This window comes from Oxalicibacterium solurbis (assembly GCF_014635845.1).
Lineage (GTDB): Bacteria > Pseudomonadota > Gammaproteobacteria > Burkholderiales > Burkholderiaceae_D > Oxalicibacterium > Oxalicibacterium solurbis.
This window is the reverse complement of sequence record NZ_BMDP01000002.1, coordinates 801,934-820,866: the sequence shown is the minus strand read 5'-3', so window position 1 is coordinate 820,866 and position 18,933 is coordinate 801,934. Positions and strand designations below refer to the sequence as shown.

The 18,933-nt window shown below is 52.7% G+C and carries 11 protein-coding genes; 4 read left to right on the top strand and 7 right to left on the bottom strand.

The features are described 5' to 3' along the window. Window positions 1-64: 64 nt before the first annotated feature. Genes IEV40_RS09480 through IEV40_RS09470 form a run of 3 tightly spaced genes read right to left on the bottom strand, consistent with a single transcriptional unit; the run spans window position 65 to window position 1,869 of the window. A complete protein-coding gene (locus IEV40_RS09480; RefSeq protein ID WP_188420900.1) occupies window positions 65-448 on the bottom strand; it encodes a VOC family protein in 384 nt (127 codons plus the stop codon). Between the two features lie 39 nt (window positions 449-487). After that, window positions 488-703 (bottom strand): hypothetical protein, encoded by a 216-nt coding sequence (locus IEV40_RS09475; RefSeq protein ID WP_188420899.1) that lies wholly within the window; start codon window positions 701-703, stop codon window positions 488-490. A 41-nt stretch (window positions 704-744) separates the two neighbouring features. Next, window positions 745-1,869 carry a N5-glutamine methyltransferase family protein gene (locus tag IEV40_RS09470; protein ID WP_188420897.1) on the bottom strand — a complete coding sequence of 375 codons (1,125 nt, stop codon included), beginning with the start codon at window positions 1,867-1,869 and terminating at the stop codon, window positions 745-747. A 52-nt stretch (window positions 1,870-1,921) separates the two neighbouring features. Here IEV40_RS09470 and IEV40_RS09465 point away from each other — a divergent pair, with 52 nt between their 5' ends. The 3 genes from IEV40_RS09465 (at window position 1,922) to ppnN (ending at window position 4,815) form a co-directional block, all read left to right on the top strand. Next, a complete protein-coding gene (locus IEV40_RS09465) occupies window positions 1,922-2,095 on the top strand; it encodes a hypothetical protein (RefSeq protein WP_188420895.1) in 174 nt (57 codons plus the stop codon). 191 nt (window positions 2,096-2,286) lie between these two features. Continuing rightward, entirely contained in the window at window positions 2,287-3,282 is a 996-nt protein-coding gene (locus IEV40_RS09460; RefSeq protein WP_188420893.1) for a DnaJ C-terminal domain-containing protein, read from the top strand. Between the two features lie 162 nt (window positions 3,283-3,444). Then, a complete protein-coding gene (gene ppnN / locus IEV40_RS09455) occupies window positions 3,445-4,815 on the top strand; it encodes a nucleotide 5'-monophosphate nucleosidase PpnN (RefSeq protein WP_188420891.1) in 1,371 nt (456 codons plus the stop codon). 46 nt (window positions 4,816-4,861) lie between these two features. On the opposite strand, the gene IEV40_RS09450 is transcribed toward ppnN, so the two are convergent. Next, the gene (locus IEV40_RS09450) at window positions 4,862-7,183 is read right to left on the bottom strand and encodes a DUF1631 family protein (RefSeq protein ID WP_188420889.1); all 2,322 of its coding nucleotides are present in this window, start codon (window positions 7,181-7,183) and stop codon (window positions 4,862-4,864) included. Window positions 7,184-7,348: 165 nt separating this feature from the next. Further along, window positions 7,349-8,116, bottom strand: coding sequence for a pseudouridine synthase (locus tag IEV40_RS09445; protein WP_188420887.1), 768 nt, complete (start codon window positions 8,114-8,116; stop codon window positions 7,349-7,351). Between the two features lie 76 nt (window positions 8,117-8,192). Between IEV40_RS09445 and hisC the strand changes: the two genes are divergently transcribed. Beyond that, on the top strand, window positions 8,193-9,254 hold the full coding sequence (gene hisC, locus IEV40_RS09440; RefSeq protein ID WP_188420885.1) for a histidinol-phosphate transaminase: 1,062 nt from the start codon (window positions 8,193-8,195) through the stop codon (window positions 9,252-9,254). A 135-nt stretch (window positions 9,255-9,389) separates the two neighbouring features. Here hisC and IEV40_RS09435 read toward each other — a convergent pair whose 3' ends face one another. Further along, window positions 9,390-18,185, bottom strand: a complete 8,796-nt coding sequence (locus IEV40_RS09435) for a calcium-binding protein (RefSeq protein ID WP_188420883.1) — start codon at window positions 18,183-18,185, stop codon at window positions 9,390-9,392. A 3-nt stretch (window positions 18,186-18,188) separates the two neighbouring features. Further along, the gene (locus IEV40_RS09430) at window positions 18,189-18,932 is read right to left on the bottom strand and encodes a hypothetical protein (RefSeq protein WP_188420881.1); all 744 of its coding nucleotides are present in this window, start codon (window positions 18,930-18,932) and stop codon (window positions 18,189-18,191) included. Window position 18,933: the final 1 nt, after the last annotated feature.

Below are 18,933 nucleotides of genomic sequence, written 5' to 3'. Positions count from 1 at the left end.
TCGCTATGCAACTATATGGAAAAATGAAGGCATTTGTTATGCCGGAACGCAACATCCAGCGATATCAACTCAGCCGGTTCGACACTTCGATCAGGTTCAGATCCGGATCGCGGAAATAGACCGAGAGAATCGCTCCGGTCGCACCGGTACGCTTCACCGGTCCTTCGGTCACGGCGACACCGCATGCGGCCAGATGCGTCTGCACGTCATCCAGCGGCGTAGATGTAATGAAGCACAAATCGGCGGAACCCGGCGTCGGCCGTTCCGCCTTCGGCTCGAATTCCTTGCCGTGCTGGTGCAGATTGATTTTCTGGAAGCCGAAAGCCAGCGCCTTGCGCCCTTCGCCGAAGGTCACGATTTCCATGCTCAGCACGCGTTGATAGAACGCTGCCGTGGCTTCGATGTCGGCCACCGTCAGCACCAGATGATCAAGATGATCGACCTTCATTGTTCCTTCCGCAGCCATGGCACGATTGCGAGTGTGGGTTCAGTGATGATGGTGATGATGGATTTCGCCGGTTGCGACGAAAGCCTCGACCGCGGTCTTGTCACCCGTCGCATGGCGACGCAGTTCGCCGCAATCGCAGATGCCCTGGTACGGCTGCAGATGCGTGCAGGCCGACACTTTCTGCAGGCGCACCTGCACAGACTTGCTGCATTTGGCGCATTTGAAGTTCAAAAAACGTGCCGGTTTGTTGGCCATGTGAATATTCCTTTGTTTCTTTCGTCGAATTTTCTTGCCGCTCAACGTACCGCCAACCGCCACAGCGACGTGGTTTCCTGCGAACGCGCTGCATGCAGCGGATCGTCCGGGTCTGTGGCGCGGCCATGCTGCGGTTTGGCATCATGCCGTGCGATCACAGTCAACCCGGCATCATCGAACATCTTCAGCAACGCATCGCGCGTGCGCAATCCCAGATGCTCGGCCAGATCGGACAGGATCAGCCAGCCCTCACCGCCTTCTTGCAGATGCGCGGCCAGGCCATCGAGAAAGCCTCGCAGCATCCGGCTGTCCGGATCGTAGATCGCATATTCGATCGCCGCATTCGGGCGCGCGGGAATCCACGGCGGATTGCAGACGATCAGCGGCGCTTTACCCGGTGGAAACAGATCGGCTTCGACGATGTCAACGCGATCCGCAACACCGAGGCGATCGATGTTGTCCCTTGCGCAGGCCAGCGCGCGCGCATCCTGATCGGTGCCGATCACACGTTCAACACCGCGTTTTGCCAGCAGCGCTGCGATCACACCAGTGCCTGTGCCGATGTCGAAAGCCAGCTCGGTCGACGGCAGTGGCGCCGTCGCTATCAGATCCAGATATTCGCCGCGCACCGGCGAAAACACGCCGTAGCAAGGATGAATGCTGGCGCCCAGCGCGGCAATCGGCACGCCCTTGCGGTGCCATTCGTGCGCGCCTATCCAGCCCAGTATTTCGCGCAGCGATACGACGAAGCTGCCGGCATCGGCGCCGCAAGCTTCCGCGCAGGCCTGCCGGATATCGGGTGCACGGCGCAGCGGAATTTCATCGTCGACCACTTCGACCAGCAGCATCCCCAATGTACGGGCGCGCTGCGATTGCAACTGGCGGTGGCGGTTGAAGGCATCGACCGGCGATGCGGCAACCGGCGTCTTTTTCGGCTTGCGGTCGATACGGCGCACCAATGCCTGCAGCAGTTGCCGCGCATTCTGGTAGTCGCCGCGCCACAGCAGGCCGGTACCTTCGCTGGCCAGCCGGAAGGCGGCATCCGCGTTCAGGGTGTCGTCGACGACCACCACACGACGCGGTGGCGCGGCATGGCGCTCGGACCGCCAGCGTGCGGAACGTGCCGCCCCGGCTTCTTCCCAGACGAGGAGCTGATCGTCGCTCATCTGCGAAACACCATGGACGAAAGAATGGAAGAAAAAGTCATGCGCAATCCCGATGGATGCCAGTGAAGCAAAGGCAGCATTGTGCGGCAATGCCCGCCTGCGGCAAAGGAAGTTTTATCGTCGTGGGGAACGAAGCGGCGGCAACGCCTGTCCATTCGTGGAGCGGTTGTTTTCATTAAGGCAACAATTCAGCCTGCAAAAGCAGCGCAAAGGCCGGCGAAATTGACTATATTGAAACAGGACATCCCGCACGCTTGCTTCATTTGCGTTTTCATTTCCGTTAATTGGCAAGCAATAGTCGCCCTATTCTTCCATTAGGTGCCGACGGAACATGTCAGAATGATCTCGCAGCAGCAGGTACGCATGAGAACAATCTTCCAGGATGGATAAACGACAGGCTGCACGACGAAACACGACATGAAATTCAAGGACTACTACGCTACGCTGGGCGTACCGCCCGATGCCTCGCTGGATGCCATCAAGAAGGCATACCGCCGGCTCGCGCGCAGGTATCACCCCGACGTCAGCCGCGAACCGCTGGCCGAACTGCGCTTCAAGGAAGTCGGCGAAGCCTATGCCGTACTCAAGGATCCCGAAAAGCGCCAGCTCTACGACCTGACGCCGCGCCCTTTCAGTCGTCGCGAAACGCCGCAAGCCGAACGCCGTGCCGAGTCGCCGCGCGAAAGTACCCGCCCGCGTGAAACGCGCCAGGCGAATCCTGCACATGAAAAAACTGCCGGAGCGACCGCAGGCACACGTCGCGAACGCCCGGAAAACTTCGGCAACATTCTCGACGAGATGATGGGCCGCCCCGACATCCAGCCGCCACGCCAGCGCAACGTCAACGTGCACGGCAGCGACCAGCACGCCAAGGTGCAGATCGATCTGGAAGACACCTACCACGGCACCGCGCGCAGCATCTCGGTGCCGACCTGCACCACCGATGATTACGGCATGCCGCTGGTTTCCAAGCGCACGCTGAAGGTCAGCATTCCGAAAGGCGTGCGCGCCGGCCAGACACTGCGGCTCGCGGGCCAGGGCTTTCCCGGCATGGGCGAAGGCAAGGCCGGCGATCTGTATCTGGAAGTCGTGATCCGCCCGCATCGCCGCTATCGTGTCGAAGGCCGCGATGTCTATGTGGATGTTCCGGTCAGTTCCCACGCTGCAATGCTGGGCACGACCGCGCACGTCTTCACGCCGGAAGGCTCGATCCAGCTGTCGGTGCCGTCCGGCACCATCGCCGGCCGCAAGCTGCGCGTGCGTGGCAAGGGCATTCCCGGCGAGCCGGCCGGCGACCTGTATGCCGTCATCACGACGATCGCACCGCCCGTGCATACAGTCGTTGCACAGAAGGCTTATCGCGCACTGAAAGCGGCTTTCGATTTCTCGCCGCGCACCAGCAACGGCCGCTGATTCCGACGCATGCATCGCTGCTCCGGCGGCGATGCATCGCTTCCCGTCTTTCCCCCTTCTCTTTCTCGGCGCTGGCGCAACCCGCTATACTTGCCGGATCATTCAAGCAAGATGCTTATGCATCGTTCTGCCCCGATTTCTCCAAGAAGAACAGCAAGCCTCATGACCTACGAAGTAGTCGATACGCAACTTTCCCCCGCAGGCCGCCTGGACGTTCTATCCAAGGCCGAAGTCCACAGGCTGCTCGACAACCGCAACGGCGGCCTCTACGAACTGTTCCGCAACTGCGCGCTGGCCGTGCTCAACAGCGGCAGCAGCACCGATAACGGCAAGGAACTGCTGGAACGCTATCCGTCGTTCGAGATCGACATCATCGAGCGCGAACGCGGCATCAAGCTCGACATCAAGGGCGCACCGGCCAGCGCTTTCGTCGACGGCATCATGATCAAGGGTATCCACGAGCACTTGTTTTCCGTGCTGCGCGACATCCTGTTCATCCACGACGAGATTCTGCTCAACCCGACCTTCGATCTCGAATCGTCGGCCGGCATCACCGATTCCGTTTTCCACATCCTGCGCAACGCCAACGTGCTGAAACCGCACATCGATCCCAAGCTGGTCGTCTGCTGGGGCGGCCACTCGATCTCGCGCGAGGAATACGACTACACGAAAAAAGTCGGCTACGAACTCGGCCTGCGCGACATGGACATCTGTACCGGCTGCGGCCCGGGCGCAATGAAGGGCCCGATGAAAGGTGCAACGATCGGCCACTCCAAGCAGCGCATCGACGGCGGCCGCTACCTCGGCATTTCCGAACCGGGCATCATCGCAGCCGAAGCGCCGAATCCTATCGTCAACGATCTGGTCATCATGCCGGATATCGAAAAGCGCCTCGAAGCCTTCGTACGTGCCGGCCACGGCATCGTGATCTTCCCCGGCGGCGCCGGCACTACGGAAGAAATTCTCTACATACTGGGAATCCTGCTGCATCCGGACAATGCCGAACTGCCCTTCCCGCTGATCTTCACCGGCCCGCTCAGTTCGGAAGACTATTTCCGCCAGGTCGACCATTTCATCGGCATCACGCTCGGCCCGGATGCGCAAAAGCTGTACGAGATCATCATCGACGATCCGGCCCGGGTCGCACGTACCATGCAGGACGGCGTCGTCGAAGTGCGCGCCTTCCGCAAGAACAAGGGCGATGCCTACTATTACAACTGGACGCTGAAGATCGATCATGCGTTCCAGCAGCCGTTCGCGCCGACGCACGAAAACATGCGCAACCTGTCGCTGCACAAGAACCAGGAACGCCATCTGCTCGCAGCCAACCTGCGGCGCGCGTTTTCCGGCGTGGTCGCCGGCAACGTGAAGGAAAGCGGTATCCGCGCCATCGAGAAGTACGGCCACTTCGAAATCAGCGGCGATCCGGAGATCATGGAGCCGATGGATGCGCTGCTGGCCGCCTTCGTGCTGCAAGGCAGGATGAAGCTGCCGGGCACCGCCTACACGCCCTGCTACCGCATCATCAAGTAAGGGAACAGCCTGCGCACCTCTTGTGCGTCACCTTGTGCGCAGGCATTCAGTGCAGCGTGGGCGCGTTGCCGCCGCTCTGCAACAGCGCAGCGATCGCACGCTCGAATACCGGCGCCGGCTCGACCATGCCGACCGAACCTTCGCGCAATGAACGGATCAGCGCAATCGACGAATACAGCAGCAGGCCTTGCGAGGTTTGCACGTCAACTGCACCTTCAGCATCAACCGTACCAATCACGCCGGCCGGCTTGAACAGGTAAAAGGATTGCCGCGCATCGATCCAGGCCAGCACCGCCGACTCGTAGCCTGCGCCATTCCAGCATTCGATTGCCGTGCCAATCTGCATGCCTGCCAGCCAGTCGGCATCGGCGCGCGACAGCAAACCGATATCGGCATCCAGATGCAGTTCCAGCTGCATGGCCGCATCCTGCAGCGCAGCCCGCAACCTTGCCGGCGAAACGGTCGGCGCATGCAGCGCCTGCGCATCGACTGCCTCATCGATACGCCAGTCGGCGAAATGCCGATGCAGTTCGACCAGCGAAACGGCTGTGGTCTCACCATTGGCCTGCATCGCGCGCAGCACCTCGGTGTGCATCGCCACCAGATCGTCCATCGCGCGCTGCGATTCCTCCAACGGCAGATCGATCGATTGCAGGCCATTGCGCACGCGCTGCACCAGCGTCGGCAGCAGCTTCATCAATCTGCCGCGTTCTTGCGCATCCAGTTTCTGCACGCTCCACAGCAAATCGGGAACCACATCGCGCAAGGCCGGCAACGTCGGTTCTTCGTCGACGATGGCTTGCGCCAATACACGATTCCATGTCTTGCAGAGGAAATCGGCGGCGCGCGGATCGGCCGGCAGCGTCAGCAACCGCAGGCGCAACACTTCGGCAACGCGTGCCGACAACATCTCGTGACGTCCCGGCCCTTGCAACGCCGCCTCCAGCACCGCAGCGGCACGAGCGACCGTTGCGTCCTCCTGCAATAGCCGTACGACCGCCTCGTTGAAGTTCTGCAGCACGTCGTCGAAAACCGCCGTGTCTTCATCGAACTCTTGCAGGACACGCGCACTGGAACGTTCCGTTTCTTCCAGGATTGCCTTGCTACTTTCCGTGTCCGCCGTCTGGCCTGCCGCTACCGTTGCCATCCGATCGAGCAGCAGGCGTACCGGATGATTTGCCTGCTGCAGAATGTCCGGCGATAGCACCACCGCCTTCGAAAACGGCAACTGCAATTGCAGGATCGCCGGACGGAAGGCGGCAGAAATCAAGGCATCGCAGGCGATGCGCTCGAACAGCATCGATGCAACGTCGAGCGCGATGCGTTCCATCTCCCCGGTCTGTGCCAGTTCCGGCGTGCTGGCCAGATCCGCCTGCAACTGCACGCCGTCTTCCGTCGCCGCCCGCTTCTGCAAATGCGTCAGATGATCCAGCAATGAACGTTTTGCATTCGTAGGCGGCTGTCGTCCTGCGGCATTGGAAAGGCCCGTAGCCCGTGCCGTGCCAGTCTGGCTGAAAATTTTTCGGATGAAATCCTGCGCGGTCGGCTCGTCATTGCCGAGTACGTTTGGCGCGACGGCACCACCGGGATTCTGATTCTGCTGCAGCAATGCGAGTATCCGTTCGAATGCGGGCGACGCCAGCGACCGCATCATCGAATCGCGGAAATCCGGCAATCTTCCTTCCGACAATCGTCTCTCCAGCAACATCTCGCGATCGTGCCGGCTCAATGCCGACGGCCGCGCCAGCAGGCGGGCATGCACGCCGCTGGATTCGAAGACATCGCGGATCGTCGTGAAATAGGCAGGCAACTGCGCCGCCAGCGCGCCGGACAGGTGATCGAACAGCACAGTACAGACGTCCGGCGATTGCGTCATGTCGGACAGCGTGTCATGCAGCGTGCGCGCCATCAGGTAGGGACGGAAGGGATTTTCGCGTTCGCGCACGTCGTGAGCGCCGTGTAATTGCGCGATCATCAGGTTCAGGCGGCCCAGGCTTTGCTGATCGGCTTCGCGCAGGCGCAGCACACGACGCTCGACCTCGATCTGCCGCATCACGGTATCGTCATCCACCAGTGCCAGCGTGTCGGCGGAAATCTCGTGCATGTCCTGGCGCAGATCGCGGTACATCGTCTGCATGCCGCGCTCGATGTAACCGGTATAGCTGGCCTGCATGCGTTCAAGAAAACGCGGTCCGAATGCGGTCAGGAATTCGCGGGCAGCTGTCAGCGTCTTCTGTTCGGCGGCGGAAGCGGGATGCTGCTGTCCCAGGCTGATATGCGCATCCTGCAGGATCTGTGGCGACAGCGCGGAAAAACGAAAGAGCGCACGTTCCTTGGCAAGCTGAATGACAGGATGAACCACGTGCATTACTGATCGCCCCTCGATGGAATTGCCCGGAAGAATGAAGCTGAATGCGCCAGATCATAGCGCAAGGGCAATGCCGCGAAACGGACTTGAAGGGTGTTTAACCGAAATTAACAATCCGCCCCGCAACAGCATGCACGGTGGCGGATTCGTTACATGGAACAGGTGTTACTTTTTTGCGTCGTCTGCCGTGTTTTCATCTGCCGCATCGAGCGGTTTCAGCAATGCCAGCTGCGCTTCGTCCAGATAGGTCCATTCGCCCTCTTCCAGTTCCAGCGAGGCCAGCGTCAGGCCGCCGATCGCCACGCGCGTCAGCGCCGCACAATGATTGCCGGCTGCCGCCAGCATGCGTTTGACCTGGTGGTACTTGCCCTGCTCCAGCACCATCTCGAGCTGATGCTCGCCCAGCATGCGGCAGCTGACGGCGGCCAGCGGCGCCGGCTCGTCGTGCAGCTGCACGCCTTCCAGCAATTGCGCCACCAGTTCGGGCGAGACCGGATCGGCGGTCGTCGCCACGTAGACCTTGGGCACGTGCCGCCGCGGCGACGATTGCGCATGGATGAATGCACCGTCGTCGGACATCAGCAGCATGCCGGTCGTATCGTGATCGAGCCGGCCGACCGGCTGCAGTTCGCGCCAGGTGAACTGTTCCGGCAGCAGCGTCAGCACGCCGGGATGATGGCTGGGCTTGCGCGAGCATTCGAAATTGGATGGCTTGTTCAGCACGATGTAGACGTGCTCGCGGTAGCGCCAGGTCTCGTCGAAGACGGTGAATTCCAGGCCGTCGGTTTCGAACGCAGCCTTCCAGTCGTCGACGATCTCGCCCCCGTTCTTGCCGTGAATCGTTACTTCACCGTCCGCGATCAACGCGCGACAGTATTTGCGGGTGCCGAATCCCTGCGATTGCAGGATGCGGTCCAGTGTCAGTTTCGTCATGGGCGGCACTCTACCAGAATCTACCGAAATGCCCGGCTCCGATAGAATATGCGGTTGGACAATAAAGGAAGCCGTCATGAGTCAATTCTGGAGCCCGCTGGTACGCACGCTGACCCCCTACGTGCCGGGCGAACAGCCGAAGATCGCCGGGCTGATCAAGCTCAACACCAACGAGAATCCGTATCCGCCGTCGCCTGCCGTGATGGCGGCGATGCACGCCGTCAGCGCCGATGCGCTGCGCCTGTACCCTGACCCGGATTCGAGCGCGCTGAAGCAGACACTGGCCGGCTATCACGGCGTGCAGCCGAACGAAATTTTCGTCGGCAACGGCTCCGACGAAGTGCTGGCTTTCGCCTTCATGGCGCTGCTCAAGCATTCGGCGCCGCTGCTGTTCCCCGACATCACCTACAGCTTCTATCCGGTCTACGCGAACCTGTTCGGCATCGATTACGAAGAAGTGCCGCTGAACGACGCGATGGAAATCGATATAGCCGACTACGCAAAACGCGAATGCGGCGGCATCATCTTCCCGAATCCGAATGCACCGACCGGCATTCCTCTGCCGTTGCAGAAAATCGAGGAACTGCTGATCGCGCAACCGAACGCCGTGATCGTCGTCGATGAAGCCTATGTCGATTTCGGCGGCGAGACCGCGCTGCCGCTGATCAGGAAATATCCGAACCTGCTGGTCGTGCGCACGTTCTCCAAATCGCGTTCGCTGGCCGGCTTGCGCGTCGGTTTTGCGATGGGCAATGCCGCGCTGATCGAAGGCATGGAGCGCGTGAAGAACAGCTTCAATTCCTATCCGATGGATCGCCTCGCGGTGGCCGGCGCCGTCGCCAGCTACGGTGACGATGCGTATTTCCGTGAAAAGGTGCAAGCCATCGTCGACAGCCGCGAACAGATGACGCAGGAGCTGCAGCAACTCGGCTTCACGGTTCTGCCGTCGCGCACCAATTTCATCTTCGCGCGCCATCCGACGATTCCCGCCGAACAGCTGGCTGCCGGCCTGCGCGAGCGCGCGATCATCGTGCGGCATTTCAAGCATCCGCGCATCGACCAGTATCTGCGCATCAGCATCGGCAATCCGGAAGAATGCAAATTGCTGGTGCAAACGCTGGCACTATTGACCAGATAGTTCTTGTCCGACATCGACCGCAATCAATGCCGGCCTCATATAACAAAACAGAGCTATTAGAAAGACTTCATGCAACAATCCACAAGCAGGGTTTTGTATTAAATACAAAGCCCTGCTTCTCATAATTACCTTGTTTTACCCCAATCGAGGTGAGCTATCTGCGAGTGCAGAAGCCGTCTGCAATGCCTGTGGATTGATTCCGAACTGGGAGCTACCCATGATTGCCTGTGCCGGCAGCATCGAAATACCAGACAAGCTCCCTGTCTTCCCGTACTGATAGGTCAAATCTCCGCCCATCGCCTCTGTATCGCTACCTTGCAGGTAAAAATCCATCAGGGACGATGACAATGCCCAGTCGGTCAATGCAGGCGTAACTGTTCTGGCCTGGTCGAATTCCGCGACTAGACCCTCGAAGTCGAATTTGACAACCTTCTTGTTATAAAGGACATCGCTTGAAGCCACATCGTAACCCGACATACCTTCGATAACGACCTGCAGATTTCCAATACTATGATGCCCCTCATCGGCATACCAGTCTTGCAGAGTGATCTGTTCATTCGAGCCTGTAATCAGAATCAGATCGTCATCTGTTTTCTTAAACTTCAACGACGCATAATCGATGCCATTTCCTAGAGATAAGGTATCGTCACCGCCATTAGAGGAAGTGACAATATCCTGACCATCTCCAAGATTGAAGGCAATGATATCGGCCCCGGCTCCTGTCGTAATTGTGTCATTACCCTTACCACCGACAAAGAGATCGTTACCAGCACCGCCCGTCATCACATCATCGCCAACCAAGCTATTGAAAAGACCGTTGCCTCCAACATTTCCCAAGGTGTCAGATGCGAATCCACCTTGTAAAATTTCTGCAGTTATCTCATCGACCACGATCTCCTGTGCGGCAACAAAAGAGATTGAATCGCGTAACGCCTCGAACACAGCGGAATTACTTAACGCATCAAAATTTCCATCTTTGGCATAGCGATAAGCCAAAATTCCACCTATTACCTGATCCTGACTTACAGTTTTTACATGCGAACCTAAATAACCAGCTAATGACCATCCATTAGGCGAGACACCATGAGAAATCGCAGCTTCATAAGCAGAAAATGCGGCAGTAAGATCATAGGTTCGGATATCCTCCCCAATGATTTGCAACGTAACGGAAGGGCGCTCCCATTCTTGACGGAAAATCCGACTGATTTCAATACTATCGTTACTACCTATTTTCAGGAAAATTGCATCGCCATCTTTGCGGAATGAGAGATCAGACACAGACGCCCCCCCGCCAAGAGATAACGTCATGACACTTAATTCCTCCACTTCTCCAAAGATATCCTGCCCGTCACCGATATTAAAGGCAAAGAAACCCGGAGTGAGCCAGGCCGACATATCAAACCAGTCGTTCCCCTTTCCTCCGACCAAAATGGAAGGCAACACTCCGTTTTGATAAAAGTAATCATCACCTTCACCACCGAATAACAGACTATTTCCCGATGTATCAAATAGTCCATCGTCGCCTTTTCCAGCAAACAAAATGGAGACTCCCTGTCCATCATTGGCACTTTCCAAATAATCGCTTCCTTCGCCACCTTCTAGATAATCATTTCCCGCCCATCCGTATAACATGTCATCACCATCGTCACCGCTTAGGACGTCATCGTCATACCCTGCGTACAAAGTATCGTTCCCATCGCCCCCCGATACATAATTTTTCCCATCATAACCATCTAAATAATCATTACCAGCTTGGCCGAATAAAGTATCTGCTCCGTCGTCGCCATAAAATTCATCATCGAATTCCGTTCCGGAGATAATGCTTCTAGAATTCTCAATCACAGTATTGCTGTCCCAAACTGTTCCATCAAAGAATTCAATTTTCGTTTTTTTATATAAATCAGAATCAAGGAAATTTTGTAGCGTGACACTATCATTCGAATCTCGAATAGAAAATATCAGCGTGCTTTCATTGCGGATAACAAGAACATCAGAAACTGATATTCCTTCGCCGAATCTGATCACATCCACATCAGATACACCAGCATCAATTTGATCAACGACGTCTACTCCGTCCCCACGTTCAAATACGTAAACATCATCGCCCAGTCCACCCACCAAATAATCATTACCGGCTCCGCCATTCAATACATCATTGCCCGCATTTCCATATAGATCATCGTCACCGCCCATGCCGAATTGATACGAATCCTGTTCATTTCCTTCTAGAAGATCCTCATCCTCCGAGCCGTTCAATATCTCCTTGAACATACTGCGCAGATCCCAGGATGTGCCATCCGAAAATTCCACGCGACTCACTCGATTTATCCCTCCGACAAACCAATCTTCCTGACTAATGCGATCGCCTGTGGACAGTATCTCCAGCACAAGCGTGTCTCCTTCTCTGGTGAGCAAAACGTCTGAAGAAAGTACGTTTTCTTTCAGACGAATAATGTCGACATCCATTGCAGCAGCGGAATTTTGATCAATCTCATCAATACCGTCTCCATGGCCAAAAATGTAGACATCATCACCTAGTCCACCATTTAGAAGATCATTTCCTGCTCCACCATCGATGACATCATTCCCACCATTTGTTTCGATCTCATCATCTCCTCCAAACGCAAAAATGACATCGTTACCATTACCGGAATATATAAGATCGATGTTCTGCGTACCATTTTTAGACGTTTGGCCATCAACAATGGAGAGAGCCTCACCAATTGTCATACTGCTGCCATCGGCAAACTGAATTATTTCAATACCGGTTCCAATAGCATCACTTTCCTTAGCTAATTGAATAAAAACCTGGGTTTCATCAGGCATAGCAAGGATAAGCTCATCATAGTTTTTTCCAATGGAGAAACCAACATTCCCTGGATTTGTGCCTTCGGCAAGAACAAGTCGATCCAGTGAAATAATGGACTTCTCATACAAATTCTCCAATTTCGAGTAATCGTTACCGGAAATTTTTTCTGGATCACCAGACCATAGAAATGCCAAATCCTCAGAAATTTCTTCTATTTCATATCCATATGTGACCGTCAAGACAGTCGATGCATATTGATATGCGCTTTCATATGATTCAAAACAGAGCGCTTTGAAATCATTAGCAACACTTAATTGCCATACACCAGGATGATTTAATTCTTCAGCCGGATCGGAAATGTAACGGTATTTATAAAACCAATCCTGATAGGCATAATCATCCTCCCCGGAATCAATAATATGATCGACACCTCCTTGACCAGATAAATAATAGGTATCAGCACCATACCCGCCATCCAGGTCATCATCCCCAGTTCCACCTATCAATACATCATCCCCTTCTCCACCAATCAATACGTCATTTCCAGCATTTCCATACAAAAGCGCATCCCAATGCCATAGCACTCCGGAATCTACAACCTGGATGACATCATTGCCATCTCCCCCATCAACAACACTCATTCCTGTTGTTTCAATAAAGTTGTCGGCATCTCCGCCATGAAAGTCAACCAACTCGTACGCATATTCTGTTTCTACTTTTTTTACAGTAGTTGATGTCGTCACGTCGTTATCATCAGAAACAAAAAATTCTGGCGGATAAAACCAAGCACCAGTTACTTCTCCAAAATCATTAGTAACGTACCGAACTATCAAATCTGATGGAATTTTCATTCCGCCAGATTCCATTTGCCAAATTGGAATAAATTTTGGAGAGGAGAACGTTGAATCATTGCCCCATACGACTCGATATTCATCATTCAAATTACGCGTAACTACTTCCGTGGTTTGCGAAACAATGGTCGTATTTTCATTTGAACTTCCGTTCAAATAAATGGATTCATCATTACTACTTTGCGAAACAAAATTTATGGTTGTGTATGAATCTTCAATTGTTCTTGTCAGATTTGAAGAAGATCCAGTTATCCAGTCGGATCGTTTGTGGTACTTCCCATCTTCTTCCAAACGCCAATTGTCAGCATATAAATCAGATTTCGCATTACTTAAAGTTCTATCCTTAAATAAGGAAATGATCTCTTCTATATTTGACGATGGAATATTCAAATCTTCCAGAAAATCCTCAATGGGAACAGAAACGTTATTCGCATATTTAACCTGCCATTGAGGATCACTTATCGCGTAATAGTCCTTCAGAGTAATAGAGGTTGATTTATCCCGGAGTCGAATAACCAAATCATTCCCGACTTGTTCCGATATCAGGTTAGCCAAATTTACATTGGCATCGATATGAATTTCGTTCGAAGAATCGTTTTGATCGATGATCAAATCCCGTCCCATCCCGATAGAAAAATGATAAACATCACCTCCCTCGCCACCAATCAGCGTGTCATCATCGGCACCACCAATAAGTTCATCATTTCCATCACCGCCAACTAGAGTATCCTGTCCGACACCTCCCTCCAGGATATCGTCACCATCCAATCCACTGAGAACGTCATCCCCGTCGCGCCCCAGTATCAAATCGTTTCCATTGCTTCCTGAAAATTCATCATCTTGATAATCGAAGTCTTCAAAGTACAGCCCGGGAAGTCGCTGCTTCATTTCGTCAAGACTGAGCACAGTCCCATCAGAAAAAACGAAAGATTCCACAACATTATTTACAACACCGTTCTCAATACTAAGTCGATCACCATTTCCAAAATTAAAATCCAGGTATAGCTTCCCGTTTTCCCCATAACTTTGGCTTATTTGTGCAGAATTTAGATCTAAGCCGGCGCCAAAAATTATCTGATCGTTGCCGCTATCTTTCCAAGATTCTTCTGTGACGATATCCAGACCATCGCCCAGATTGAACAGATAAGTATCATTTCCATCTCCACCTACCAATAAGTCATTTCCACTGCCACCGGAAATTTGATCGTCTCCCCCGCCGCCGTCCAAGGAATCATCTCCCCCCTGTCCACGCAGAACGTCATTAGCTTCGCCACCATAAAAGAAGTCATTTAAGTCGGAACCTGATGCAACTCCTCCCGTACTTGGTCCATAAGCAGTCAGCGCCGGTCCATTACGCAATAATTCTGCGATACTGAAACTAGTGCCGTCATTAAATTCGAGTAAATCATTGGCACGGAACATCCCATTTTTGAGATGAATTGCGTCTTGCTGATCACCGTATTCGATACTTAAAGCATCTCCATCATCCCCAGCAATCAAATTTAGTGAAATATCATTCAAGGCGACACCTGATCCGAATTTGATTCGATTAATGCCCTCACCATCATTAATCAAATCAACCCCGTCACCCATGTGAAAAATATAAGTGTCATCCCCTTTTCCACCGTTTAATGTATCGCCCCCCTTCCCACCGTCAATCACATCGTCTTGGGAGCCACCTATCAATTCATCATTTTCGACACTTCCTTTTAATTCAAGATTTCCAGTAGCTATGCTATTCATCAGCATTGCGTGATCCATTTGCACATCGCCGATTTTGTAACTCCCCTTCCATCCCAACTGGCCATCTAACAGCTTTACGACATTTCCTGAAGCAATATCTTTAATGACGAAATAGTTCTCTCCTTCATCACTAGTCTCCTGCTCCAGATGGAAGTTGGAAAAATCTGCAGAACCAAAATCCAACGTGTTTTCCCCTTCATTGTCGATGATTGTGTCTTTACCATCGATAATGTAGGTATCATTGCCTTGACCACCAGCCAAAATATCGACGCCCCGGCCACCGTTCAATACGTCATCACCGCCCTCACCAAGCAGGAGGTCATCTCCATCCCCTCCCTCTATTAGATCGTCCCCATCTTCCCCTGTAATATTGTCATCCCCTGCATTGCCATAAATTAAATCGCTCCCGACGCCACCGAAAATATAGTCGTTTCCTTGCCCGCCAACCAACGTGTCATCGCCCTCACCGCCATCCAGCGTATTGCTTCCATCACCGCCATTGACATAATCATTTCCTTCGTCACCGTAGATTACGTCATCGCCATTTCCGCCAAATACAAAATCATTTCCCTCACCAGCACTGATCAGATCGTTATCATCTTCTCCGTCAATAAAATCGTCCCCCTCATTTCCTAAAATTTGATCTTCGCCTTTTCCACCAAATAACTGATCATTCCCTGCATATCCGCGCAAGTAATCGTTCCCATCCTGTCCGTCAAGATAATCTGCCCCTTGATTAACTAATAAAATCTGATCAGAATCACCGAAGAGTTGATCATCCCCATTCCCACCATAAATTTCATCTGCTCCACCTTGACCAACTAAAAGATCATTGCCATTTCCACCATCGATATAATCTTCACCATTCAAATCATCTGCGGTATATGTTTGAGCATCACCCCAAATCTGATCATCCCCAGCACCGCCAAATAGTTGATCATCTCCCCCTTCCCCCTGCATCCAATCATTACCATTTCCACCATCGAGGTAATCATTTCCTTGAATAACTATGCCTGCACCACTGGCATATGCAGGCTGTCCGTAATCTCCGGTCATCTCATCATCACCATCCCCACCAGATAAAAAGTCGTCATCATCATCACCAGAAATATTGTCGTTACCTGATTCACCATATAGGATGTCTTTCCCCGCTAGGCCAGTTACCACATCGTTTCCAGCACCACCATAGATAACATCATTGCCAAAGTTATTCTGATTGTCGAAACCTACAATAAAATTCGCATCTAAACTCGGATCGAAATCGCGAGGGCCATCAAATATCACTGCCCACGAATTGTGTGCCCCCGTGTAATCATCATCCCCACTTAAATAATCGTCCCCACCACCACCCACCAAAATATCGTCCCCATCGCCTCCAAATAGCATGTCATTACCAGCATCGCCAATTACGGTGTCATTTCCATCTCTTCCATTAAGCCAATCCCCCAACGCTCCTGTCGCTTCCTGCATAGCACCAATTTCAATTGCAGATCCCAAGGCTATAGGTACATCACCATATACCTCATCATCACCGCTGCGGCCGGTCACAATGTCAATTTCTTCGCCTCCCCAAAGAACAGTATCTTCTGCTTCTAATGGAGGATATAAATAGTCTTGATCCTCAGTGCCTGCGATTACTGTTAAAGGAGGCGTACTATCCTCTCCATCCTCCAGTTGAATTTCAAACATTCCATTTACAAATTCTTTAACAAGGATAAAATCCACGCCATTCGATATCACCAGTGTTTCTGATGCATCATCCTCCGTGATTAACCTATACTGGTATTTCCCATCCTCACTTTCCCAAACACCAGAGCCTGCTTGAGCTTCCTTACCACCGGTCAGTTGCTCTCCGCCTTCGCCATTGGCATCCGCCCCCCACATAATCTTGTCTTGCCCATCCGTATCTACAATCGTGTCGATACCATCTCCATCACGAAAAACATAGGTGTCATTTCCTTTTCCACCCTTTAATACGTCTGTCCCACTTCCCCCATCCAGAACATCGTTTCCTTCTCCTCCCAGCAATTCATCTCTTCCAGTTCCACCGAATAGTTTGTCTACTCCTGCATTGCCCTCAATGTAATCATCACCGCCATTTCCTTTGATCGTGTCGCTTCCATCAGCACCATAAAGATGGTCGCCAATAGCGACATCCATGCCGTTGATGGTGTCGCCTTCCTCGCTACCGAATACGATCTGGATATGTTGAGGGCTAGTGGGATTGGTTTTCGAAGTGACTTGCAGTGTTAAATCGCTGCCATCAGGATTGAATTTCAGTGATTTGAAATCATAGGTGTATGGACCGTCGATTCGTAACGCGCCTCCCTCAGTTTCAGTTTTTCGCAACACCCAACTTAGCATCGTTGATCGATCGGCGATCCAGGCTTCACTGAGATCGCCTTCATCAGTAGTCGGATCGTAAAGATCAAGGTTGCGTTGGCTTAGATCTAATCCGCTCACAACCATCGGGCTTAACATATGCAAGGCGTTGCGAGCTGCCAATCCTTCGGCGCCCTCTCCCTTCGCCATTGCCATTAATTGGTTGGAGTCAGTGATAAATTGCACGTCCCATGTTTTTCCATCGGTGCCAATGGCATCAGCAAATGCCTTGGCATTCGCAGCGAAAGTGACATTGGTAGTCGGCACGACCGGATCGCCTGTGATGCTGGCATGGAGCCAATCCAGAATACGTTCTTCACCATAGGTATCGATCAGCCGAAATGCATCGCGCAGGGCAGGAGTCGTCGTAACAGGATTGTTAAGGCTCGCAAATGGCAAAGCATCCCAAAGGTTGTCAAAGGTCTGCCCTGGCACACTGAGGTAGCTCTGGATCGTCTCACCCATAATGCCGACATCCCGATTGTATTGTTCGAGATCACCTTGGCTTTCCGAGGAAAAGGCAACAAAAGCTGCCTTCAGTCCCGCCAGATAGGAATCGTATGCAAACAGTACGTCGCGCCAGTCATTTACTGTATCAATCTGATCAACACTGTCTCCCGTACTCATTAGACGATCGTTCTGATTAGAGCCGAGAAGGGTAAATAGCAAAGAGCCTGACCATGCAGCATTTACGGGAGGCGCAATCGTATCTCCGGCTATATTGAACAAAACCAATCCAACTTGGGTTGCATCTGCTTCGGCAATGCGTGTTATGTCTGGCACTTGACCACGAGGCCAACCTGTTCCATTAGGTTCTTGATTTCGTCCCAGTAGATCGTCAATGAGGTTTTGCGCAACAGCATTCGATGCCTCTTGCATTTGAGTTGCGCTCACCGTACTGCCGTAACGCAGTTCGGCTTGATTGCTGGTGTAAGCTCGGATGAGTTCGGAGAAAGCACCACGCCCTGCATTGGCCTCCGTAGCACCTCGCAACCACAACACGGTTGAATCCGAGACTGGTACGCCCTTGGACTCCAGCAAATCCGCCAGCCACTCATAGATTTGCCAATAGCCGATTGCATCCATCTTGGCTTGGGCTTCCATTGCTTCCAGCGTTACCAATTCCTCATTCGTCAACGTCGTCATGATTTAACCCTTTTTTAAAAGAGAAAGAACGTGCATCGTTTCTTGATAAATATCTGGCCAATCTGGTCCATGTTTCGCGCGGAAACGCATATCTACAGCAATACCAGGCTCCCACCAAAATGCAGTCGTACACCGGTCGTATTTCGCATCGTTTTGATCGCACCACAATACTGGAGCATCACCGTCAGACCCTTTAAGTTTCGTTGCGACATACCAAACTCCATCTCGCCTACCATCATTCATTCTTATGTGCCAAACTTCTAAGCCTTGCCGTAACGTTTTCTTGCTTACAAGCCTGCCTTCTTGCTCGGCCCGCAACAACGCCTGATATCTCGAAGGCGCGTTGCTTGAGTGATTTGGATTTGAACGAAAAAATATCTCTATTGCCACATCAGAGAAATTGCTCAGTCGACCAGGGCCGCTCTGAATTAGTTCGGGAGGTGCCTTGCTAAATGGAAATTTGCTGGGCCAGTAAAAACCAGATGAAGGTCTGCCATTCGCAAAATACTCATTTGGCCCGATAAAGAATTGATTATTCAGTTTGAGAACAGCCTCAGTTTTAGATTCACGCTTGGGTAGCACATCACCTTCACAAATGTGATCTCGACAATGCTTCTCCTTTTTCTCCTTCGCCTGCGCAATCTCTTCCGGTGAATACGTACGGTCGCATCCAGTCAGCGTTAGAGATAAGAGGACGCTTCCAAAAAGAAGCGCTATCTTTCCAAGATTTACATTTCGAAAAATCATT

Coding starts and splice junctions, on each gene's coding strand:
- IEV40_RS09480 (WP_188420900.1), bottom strand. CDS start 448: ATGAAGGTCGATCATCTTGATCATCTGGTGCTGACGGTGGCCGACATC.
- IEV40_RS09475 (WP_188420899.1), bottom strand. CDS start 703: ATGGCCAACAAACCGGCACGTTTTTTGAACTTCAAATGCGCCAAATGC.
- IEV40_RS09470 (WP_188420897.1), bottom strand. CDS start 1,869: ATGAGCGACGATCAGCTCCTCGTCTGGGAAGAAGCCGGGGCGGCACGT.
- IEV40_RS09465 (WP_188420895.1), top strand. CDS start 1,922: ATGGATGCCAGTGAAGCAAAGGCAGCATTGTGCGGCAATGCCCGCCTG.
- IEV40_RS09460 (WP_188420893.1), top strand. CDS start 2,287: ATGAAATTCAAGGACTACTACGCTACGCTGGGCGTACCGCCCGATGCC.
- ppnN (WP_188420891.1), top strand. CDS start 3,445: ATGACCTACGAAGTAGTCGATACGCAACTTTCCCCCGCAGGCCGCCTG.
- IEV40_RS09450 (WP_188420889.1), bottom strand. CDS start 7,183: ATGCACGTGGTTCATCCTGTCATTCAGCTTGCCAAGGAACGTGCGCTC.
- IEV40_RS09445 (WP_188420887.1), bottom strand. CDS start 8,116: ATGACGAAACTGACACTGGACCGCATCCTGCAATCGCAGGGATTCGGC.
- hisC (WP_188420885.1), top strand. CDS start 8,193: ATGAGTCAATTCTGGAGCCCGCTGGTACGCACGCTGACCCCCTACGTG.
- IEV40_RS09435 (WP_188420883.1), bottom strand. CDS start 18,185: ATGACGACGTTGACGAATGAGGAATTGGTAACGCTGGAAGCAATGGAA.
- IEV40_RS09430 (WP_188420881.1), bottom strand. CDS start 18,932: ATGATTTTTCGAAATGTAAATCTTGGAAAGATAGCGCTTCTTTTTGGA.